General features: G+C 43.4%; 1 pseudogene. It reads right to left on the bottom strand.

Going from position 1 to position 458, the window contains the following annotated elements:
- Positions 1–458: pseudogene (locus BCT81_RS04460) on the bottom strand (hypothetical protein); the annotation flags it as partial.

Here is a 458-nt window from a genome sequence, read left to right as displayed (position 1 = left end):
CTCTATGCCAGTATCAAAGTCATAGAATGTTTGAGTCTCAGTATCGAATGCCGATACTTTGACTGTTACCCCTTCCGTAACCCAAGATTCATTGTAATCGACGCAAAACAGGGTATGTTGCGAGGCTCTCAACGCATCGAATGAAGAGTAGGGGCGACTTTTGTCTATAAGCGCACTTTCCCCAATGTAATCGTAGCTATTGGTATTTAACTTATTCACGACGCATCCAACATTCATATCATAACCATTAATTTGTGGGCTGCGCTTACTTGTGCCGACGGTATTGCCTACAGAATTAGTAATGTCGTATTGGCTTTGCGTCGAGGCTAGCTTGTCTCCTACTGGCGTAACAAATGAAAAGTAGTTTGGCTGTGTACGGTCGATCCCTGCTAGTTTGCCATCAACCACTCTCAAGGAATCATAACGTGAATTCGTATCGTGATAGTCAAGTTCCTGAT

Source organism: Vibrio sp. 10N.261.52.A1 (assembly GCF_002876325.1).
In the GTDB taxonomy this organism is placed as follows: Bacteria; Pseudomonadota; Gammaproteobacteria; order Enterobacterales; family Vibrionaceae; genus Vibrio; species Vibrio chagasii.
Note: the sequence above shows the minus strand (reverse complement) of the source record. Positions and strands in the feature narration are given on the sequence as shown.